The organism is Caulobacter sp. DWR1-3-2b1 (assembly GCF_049895765.1).
Classification (GTDB): Bacteria; Pseudomonadota; Alphaproteobacteria; order Caulobacterales; family Caulobacteraceae; genus Caulobacter.
On sequence record NZ_JAFCSZ010000057.1, the window covers coordinates 1 to 8,019 of the forward strand.

General features: G+C 66.5%; 6 protein-coding genes and 1 pseudogene. All 7 read right to left on the reverse strand.

The window, feature by feature from the left end; all coding sequences use genetic code 11:
• Positions 1 to 188: 188 nt before the first annotated feature.
• Positions 189 to 3,176: a prolyl oligopeptidase family serine peptidase gene (locus tag ACP69S_RS21710; protein WP_426000776.1), complete on the reverse strand. Its 2,988-nt coding sequence runs from the start codon at positions 3,174 to 3,176 to the stop codon at positions 189 to 191.
• A 131-nt stretch (positions 3,177 to 3,307) separates the two neighbouring features.
• A complete protein-coding gene (locus ACP69S_RS21715) occupies positions 3,308 to 4,033 on the reverse strand; it encodes a GIY-YIG nuclease family protein (RefSeq protein ID WP_426000778.1) in 726 nt (241 codons plus the stop codon).
• A complete protein-coding gene (locus tag ACP69S_RS21720; RefSeq protein ID WP_426000780.1) occupies positions 4,030 to 5,172 on the reverse strand; it encodes a DNA cytosine methyltransferase in 1,143 nt (380 codons plus the stop codon). The genes ACP69S_RS21715 and ACP69S_RS21720 overlap by 4 nt, the downstream gene beginning before the upstream one ends.
• Before the next feature lie 402 nt (positions 5,173 to 5,574).
• On the reverse strand, positions 5,575 to 5,973 hold the full coding sequence (locus ACP69S_RS21725) for a DUF2442 domain-containing protein (RefSeq protein WP_426000782.1): 399 nt from the start codon (positions 5,971 to 5,973) through the stop codon (positions 5,575 to 5,577).
• Complete coding sequence (locus ACP69S_RS21730) at positions 5,966 to 6,214, reverse strand: DUF4160 domain-containing protein (RefSeq protein WP_426000783.1); 249 nt, start codon at positions 6,212 to 6,214, stop codon at positions 5,966 to 5,968. The genes ACP69S_RS21725 and ACP69S_RS21730 overlap by 8 nt, the downstream gene beginning before the upstream one ends.
• 679 nt (positions 6,215 to 6,893) lie before the next feature.
• Positions 6,894 to 7,612 (reverse strand): annotated as a pseudogene (locus ACP69S_RS21735) (IS91 family transposase); the annotation flags it as partial.
• A gap of 16 nt (positions 7,613 to 7,628) precedes the next feature.
• A complete protein-coding gene (locus ACP69S_RS21740; protein WP_426000784.1) occupies positions 7,629 to 7,889 on the reverse strand; it encodes a tyrosine-type recombinase/integrase in 261 nt (86 codons plus the stop codon).
• Between the last annotated feature and the right edge of the window lie 130 nt (positions 7,890 to 8,019).

Consider the following 8,019-nt stretch of genomic DNA (forward strand, 5'->3'; position numbering starts at 1 on the left):
TATCGCTCGACGGACCGCCGCTGTCGTTGTGGCGCTCCCGTGGTGTACCTGCCCCATAACGCATCCTTCCAACCATCGGAAAACAGTGCACCATCAAAGTCCGGGACCAAACATCTAGCGGGTTAGTACTCTGGCGCGACTAGTCTGTGGATGGGCATCGTCCAGTTGGCGCAGTGGCGCGAGACAGATCACTTGGGCGCTGGCCGCCAGGCTGAGGCGCGCGCGCCTTCACCAAAGCGAACCTCCACGACCTTTCCGGCTGGGTCGAGCACGGCCTCCATTATAGATCCGTCAGAGGCTACGAGAAATCGGGTGGGGCTCTCGGCCAGCAGCTTGTCGCTCGGCAGACCGCCTGGCGGGTCGACCATCAAAACCTCACCGTCGAGCCGCACCGCCAGAGTCGTCTCGGGACGGCCGACCAAAGCATATCGGCCGACATAGCGCCCCAGCACAGCAGGAGGGAGTACAGTCGTCGTCTTTGGGCGCACCAAGGGCGTCGTCGTCGCCCGCAAAGCCGGATCGCCGAGGAAAGTCCAGCTATCGTTGCGGCGCCAGGATGGGTCGAAAATGCCAGAGGCGATCCAGCCGCGATCTGGCGCCCGGCCCCGCGCCTGGACCGGCCGGCGGCCGTCGCCGATCCACCAGTCGTAGGGATTGCCGATAGAGTCGCCCATGGCCGTCAGCAATGAGAATGGCTCCCACGCGAACAGGCCGGTCGCCGAGTTGGCGGCCACTGAGAGCACGTAGCGGTCCGGCGCGCGAGGGCTGGGGCGCAGCATCACGGCGTAGGCATCCGTAGCGGCGTACCGCTGGCCGTCGATCGTTATCCCATCCACGGCTATGGTCAGCGGCAGATCGCGCCGCAGTCGGGCTGCCACGGCATTTGCGTCGGGTCCGCCGAGCAGGATGAGCGACAGGCTCCTTTCCTGCTCCGCTGTCAGGGACTTGTCATCGACGACGCGCGCCTCGCCGCCATAGATCGAGCGCCACAGGCCGGCCAGGGTTTCGGCCTTGCTACGGATCAGGGCGCGCGTCTCCGGGCCTCTGGAGGTGGTCCCCACCACAATGATGAAGGGCGTCGACAGAATGTCGAAGACTCCGCCGGGAAGGGCGGGCGTCTTGCGTTCGGCGCCGCTCGCCTTCCCCGGCGCGGTCAAGGTGAAGCGGCCGTCCGGGCCCGGCGGTATTTCGACCGGGCGGCCGTTCCACACCGCCTTGAGCGGTATATTTGGTTTCAGCAGGGGTGACGGCGGCGCCAGGCTCAGTCTGGCGACGTTACGAGTTTCGAGCCTCAGCACGCCCAGCCCGGTCATCTCCGCGTCGACCTGGATCATCGACAGCGGCTCTATCGCGCCTTCGACGGTTAGCCAGTGAGCCCTTGCTGCGCGCAGATCGGCTGCGCGTAGGCGGACGAGAGACGGAGCCTCGGCCTGGCGGTGTTGCAGGAACCAAACGACGATCTCGTCCAGCTCGCCGAGCGCCTCGTGGCCCCATCCGGGATACTCGCGATAGCGGACATCGTAGCCCCAGCGCTGCAGCAGGGCGGTGACATGACGGGCATAGCGCGCGTCGATGGCGGCGTCCTCGTCGCCCTGGTGGATGAAGACGGGGGTGTTGTTAAGCCCTTCCACCCCGACGAAATCGCTCTCAACCTCGCGCAACCAGCGCTCCATCGGGCGATCGGCGGCGGGATCGTCGCGACCTCCCTTTGGGTCAAGGCGGGGATCGGCGCCGCCAAACACCGGAGCCAGGGCCGCGAACCGGCCAGCATGGCGCGTTCCGAGTTGCCAGGTCCCCTTGCCCCCCATCGAACCGCCGGTGAGATAGGTGCGCGTGTCGTCCACATTCAGCCGGGAACGCGCGGCCTCTAGGCAATTCAGCACGTCCTGCTCGCCCGGACCGATATAGCCGTTGGTCCCACGACCGTGGGGTTCGATCCAGATTATCGGCCAACGCTCGGCGAGCCCTCCGTGTCGGACATCGACGTTCCAGTATCGAACGTAAGGCGGTGAGCCGGGATTGGCGCCGTGCAGGTACAGCACGGCGGGCCAAGCGCGGGCGGGATCATAGCCGACGGGCAGATAGGCGCGGCAGAACTGGGTGGAGCCATCCAGCGGGTCGACCCAGGCCAAGCGAACAAAACCCGAGGACCGGATCGCCGCCTGCGGTCCCATCCGCAACTCGGCCGCTTCCATGAGGGCCGAATGGACAGGCGTGTAAGAGTCCTGCAAGCGCGAGAGATCGGCGCCGGCGCGGTCAGTGACCAGCGCGCCGAGCATCCGCAAGTGACCAGCCCGGGCGTCTGAGCCGGTCGCTTCTGCGGCCTGGTCGAGCAGGGCCCTGGCGGCCGTCGCCATATCCCCCTTGTACCAGGGCGCAAACGTTAACAGGGGCTTTCCAGTGTCGCTGGTCGTACTGACTGCGACCTCGTAGGGACCGTCGGGCCATTCGGCGGTCCGCAGCGAGACGGTCCTTCCTCTCGAGGCGCTGGCGCGGCCTATCTCGCGGCCGCCAGGTGCGGTGACCGCGACATCGACGGTTCCTGGGCGGGGCCTCGAGTCCGTGCGTACCGCCAATTGGCCGTCCTGGGTCCAGGCCGCTGGCTGCAGCCGGATATCGGGCAGGGGCTGGCCTTCCGAGAGAATGCGGGCCGACAGCAAGGTCGCGCCCGAGCCGCGCTCGGCTCGCAAGAGGATGACGTTATCGCCGGATCGTAGCCGCATTGGGATCCGGATGGCGTCGTACAGGCCGGTGGGTTTGTCGGGTAGAGCGACCGGCTCGCCGTTGATCCATGCCGAGAGCGCTCCGCCCGCTCCCAGCGACAATTCCGCCGGGCCATCGACGTCGCGTTTTACGATTGTCGACGCATAGAGCCAGCGTCCTCCCGCGCCCGCCGCCGTGAGATCGACGAGATCGTCCCAGGTGACAAGCGCCTTCCAGTCGGCGTCTGACCTAAGCTGGGCCTCGTCACCGGGCAGTTCCGCCAAACCCTTCACCAGCCAGCGACGCAGGTAGCGAGCCTCGCCCGGTGACCATAGGGCACGTTCTGCGTTGCGGAGGGCCTGGGCCTTCTCTGGAGCAGATAACGCGGCGAGGGCCGGCGGCGTCTGGGCCCACGCCATGGACGCCGCCAAGTTGAGCGCCGTGATCAATGCCGTCAGCTGAAAGCCTGTCACGCACTACCCCTCCCGTTAGCGCTAGCGCTAGCGCTAACATGGTTATCTGGGGTTGTGCAGAGGGTGAAGGTCAGCTTCTTGCGACCACCTCAATGTCCGTTCATGGCGCATCAGGTCAGTCGTAGTCCCGCTTAGACCTCTTCACCTTCAGCCTCGACAGCGACCGACGCCGCGCCGCCCAGCGCCTCATAGCGCCGCGCCGAGAGCCACTGCAGGCGTTTGGCCTGGGTGAGCAGCACGCGCCGCAGACCGCCTTGCACCTTGCGTTCGGAAATCACCTGCGCAAGCCGCGAAAGGATCAACGATCGGCGCGCGATCCTAAAATCGGGATGCGATCGCAGTTCATGCACCCGCTCAGAAACGATGCGGCCGCGCAGCGACGGCGGGGCCTCGACGCTCAGAGTCCCGGGCGGCGGATCCTTCTCGTTGAGGATGGCCTTGAACTGCGATTCGGCCACTGCGTGCTCGGTAATCAGCCGCTCCAGCGCGTCCAAATGTTGCCGGGCCGCGAGATCGGCTCGGCTCGATGCCTCGAGCTGGGGCAGGGGCCAGACCTCGATCTCGAAGACCTCGAAGGGATCCAAGACCGACATGGCCACCGCGTCCGTGCGCTGGTTGGTCAGGTGGCGGCGAATGCGGGTGCGCAGCCGCTCATTGGTCTGGCCGACATAAATCGGCTCGCCGTCATAGTCGAAGAAGGCGTAGACGCCCCAGCGGTAGTTGCCGACAAAGGGCCGCGCGCCGGACGGATCGTCGAACGGGCTGTCCAGAAAGGTCGTCAGATTGCGGCGCAGGTCCTCGGTCTCGAAGGGCGGGACATTGACCGCGTCGGGATCGCGCCGGAGAAGATCGGTCACGCGACCTCGCGCGCTTCCAGCGCCTCGGCTAACAGCGGTTCGAAGATGTGCTGGCTCAGATGGCGCACCACGTCCACCACCACGCCGTCGCCGGTCAGGTGATAGGCCTCGTTGTAGTTCCTGGGCAGCTTGTAGTCGTCGGGCAGACCCATCAGCCGGGCGGTCTCGCGCGCGGAGATGAGCCGGGAGCGGATCTTCTGTCCATCGACCACCAGAATGACCTGGCGGCTGGAGCCGCCGGCCGGGGTCCGCAGACAGCCGGCGACGTCGTCGAACCGAACCTCGGCGCGCTGCACCTTGACGCCCTTTTCATTAAGCCGCGTGCGCTTGTAGACGCCGCCGACCATGCGGCGGCCGGCACGCATGGCGGCGGTCACCTTGGCGTTGTTGAGGGGCGACATCTTGGCTAGCAGTTGTTCGGTCTCGGCCGGGGTGTGCCAGGTGACGCTAGTTGGATGTTCTTCAATCTCCTCGGCGAAGGTGCTGACTCGGTGGCTGGGCGTGGGGACGTTCCACCACAGCATCTGCGCCCGCAGGGCCCTGGGCAGGGCCTCGACTGCACGGCAAATGCCTCGGGTATGAAAGGGCGCCAGGGGCTCTGGCGACAGCAGCGCCGGGTCGATCGCCACGTCGGCCCGCACGCCGATCACGAACAAACGGGGCCGCGACTGGGGCACGAACAGGTCGGCGTTGATCACGAGAGCCCCCCAGCGGTAGCCGACCTCGACGAAGGTCCGGCAGATCGCCTCGAAATCCTGGCCGCCGTGCGAGGTCAGTGTGCCGCAGACATTTTCCAGGGCGATGAGCCTAGGGGCGCGCCCCTCCGCCTTCAGCGCCCGGACCACGTCCCAGAATGGATAGAAAGTGCCCGAGCGCTCGCCTCGCAGGCCGGCGCCGACGCCGGCCAGGGACAGATCCTGGCAGGGGAAGGAGCCCCACATCAGGTCGGCGAGTCCCGGCAGATCCGCCGGAGTGATCGCGCGGATGTCGGCGACCTTCAGCGCGTCCGAACCAAAGTTGGCCTGGTAGGTCAGGCCCTTCTTGAAGTCGAAGTCGTTGGCGAACAGGCAGGTCCAGTTAGGACCCAGGCCCATGCGGGCCATGCCGCCGCCGGCGAAGAATTCGTAGAACTTAGGCACGGGCGCCGCGTCCGCAGGCTTGAGCCTTGGCCTCGGCGATCAAGGTGTTACGCGAGGCGTTGCTAGGGCGGGCGCTGCGCGCTGCGTCGATCTGTGTGAACCGGTGGCCAGACAGGCGAAGATTGTTACGATCCATGCTGAGGGCTGTCGCGATTATCGAGTCGAGTTTCATGAAGCCAAGTTGGCGCCGGTTTGGCGTCGCGTCGAGCGATGTTTCGCCTTTGTTCGCGTAGCTTGTCCCGCTATAAGCGTCCGGGGTGCGGCAAGTAACCGGAGTCCGTTTCTGGCGCTACCCGGCCGACAACCCGACCGTTGGCGGCAAAGCCAGATCGTAGTGTGCCGAAATGCGCATGCGAACGTCGGCCGTACGAAGCGCGGGCTGCACGACTTTCTCGGCGGCTATCAGCTCGTCGCCGCAAATTCGCGCCTTGGCCGGCCTCCACGCTTGCCGTTGGCGCGTGAGGCGTTCGCGCGAGCCTCCTTCTTGGTCCAATCCATCGGACCCAGAAATCCTTCCAGTAGGCGCGAGACCGTGAAGTCAGCGTCCAATCTGGGGAAATGCAGTGTGCTGCCGACCCCTTCGATCGAAACGCCCATGAAATCCTCTGGGGCCGCGTCGCCAAGTCCATGGGCCCGCCGGGGATCGAAGGAGAAATCGATGCCCGTGTCCAAGCTCACCACGACCTTGCCCGAGCGTTTGTCGAAGCGAGCCGAGGTCGCGCGAGGCGTCGCGTAGACCCGCTTGCCCCGTTGAGCCGAACGACGGAAAGCCATCTCGTCTAGTTGCTTGAATTCAGCCATGGATCTCACTCCAGATCTTACAACATTCGTCAAGCTGGGCGGCGATCTCGCCACCGACTTCACTGATGTGAGCCAACGTCCAATCACCGGCATGGTCCCAAAGCTCGACAGGTCCGTCGGGACAATTCAGCTTGAATCGCGCCTCGCAGCCCTTGCCGTAGACGTGCACGTGCGGCGGAGGATGATCATTGGAGTTCAAGGCGACCCGGTAGCGTCGACGGCTCTGAAAAACGGTCGCCATAAACGGTGTTTAGCAAAAAACCTAAACCGTGTCCAGGTTATGCGTCGCTCTTGGGCCATGGCGTCACCCGAGCCAGCTTTCTGGCGGCTTTGGAGCGGCCAGGCCTTGGTTCCCCAGGGGGCGGTGCCGGTCTTCTCGAGTTAGGAGCTGAGCGTCGCGTTTCTGGAGCGGACCCAACGTCCGCTGTTGTTTAGGTTTCTTGGACGCCCGCCACGCGCGGCGACGGGGCTGACCGCCGAGGGCGGGTGTCTGAGAAAGCTCGAAGTCTGACCCGCGGGATGGCGGTAGCGGCCTATGGGGATTTGAGCGGCGCGCTGGTCCCATGGGGTCGCGGGCGATGCGCTGTTGGCCGTTGTCGCTGCTGCAGGCGGCCGGTTTGGTCCGTCACGATGCCCCTGATGATGTGCGGGTTGGGGTGTTCTTGGGCGCTCAGGGCCGCTTTTTGGCGTTGGTGCGCAAGGCCGCTCACGCGGCTCTTGGCCGTTGCTGTAGCGCTGCGGTTGCGGGTGGCGTTGTCTGTGAGCCTCATGACGAGTCGATCCTGAACACGGGTCCTGGCGGCGCGCTGTGTGGCGGGCCTGCGCGCTCGAAGATCTCGACGAGGATCATGCGGCCGCCGCAGCAAGGGCAGGCGATCGGCGGCTTGGCGTCGGTCCTTGGCTCGGCGTTGGTGGCGACCGGAGATGGCGACGCGGTGGGTGTAGCGGGCCAGATAGGCCAGGACGGACTCGGGTCCGGCGAAGGGCCGCTTGGCGTAGACCACCCACTCGGCGCGGCGCAGCGGGGCCAGGCGGGCGGCGAAGGCTGCGCGGTCGGCCAGGCGGGCGAGGTCGCCGAAGAAGGCCAGGCGTCCCTCGGCGTGGGCGGCGGCGAGCTTCTCCAGGAACAGTCGCCGCCGCCGGGAACGATGCAATGGACGTGCGGATGGTGGGTGAGCGCCGAGCCCCAGGTGTGAAGGACGGCGGTCCGGCCGATACGGGCGCCCAGGTGCTTGGGATCGGCGGCGATGGTCAGCAGCGTCTCCGACGCCGCCTTGAACAGGGCTGCGTAGACCACGGCCTTGCTGTGCAAGGCGATGTCGCCGATCTGGGCCGGCAGGGTGAAGACCACGCGATAGTAGGCCAGCGGTAACAGCTCGGCCTGGCGGGCCTCCAGCCAGCGCTGCGCCGCCGCCCCCTGGCACTTTGGGCAGTGGCGGTTGCGGCAGGAGTTGTAGGCGATCCGCAGGTGGTCGCAGTCAAGGCAGCGCTCGACATGGCCGCCCAGCTGCGCCGTGCGGCAAGTCTCGATCGCCGACATCACCTTGAGCTGGCCCAGGCTCAGATGTCCGGCCTGGGCGCGGCGGAAGGCCTCGCCATGGGCGCGGAAGATCTCGGCGACCTCCAGGGGCGGGCGCACCGGCCAGGCCCTGGCCTCAGGCCGGCGGCGGTCTCAACTGCAGCAGGTCCAGCGGGCTGTCGATCCCGTCCAGGGTCTTGGCGGCCACGTGGGTGTAGACCGAGGTGGTCTCCAGCTTCTTGTGGCCCAGCAGGGCCTGGATCACCCGCACATCGACATTCTGCTCCAGCAGGTGGGTGGCGAAGCCGTGGCGTAGGGTGTGCGGGCAGACTGGCTTGTTGATCCCGGCCGTCCTGACCGCCACGTGGAAGGCGCGGTTCAGCGAGCGCGGGGTCACCGCGTTGATCTAGGTCAGCCGGTTGGGAAACAGCCACACCGGCGGCCGCGCCACCTTCCACCAGTTGCGCAGGGCGGCCGGCAGATGCGGCGAGAGCAGCGCGTCACGATCCCGGCCGTCCCTTGCCCTG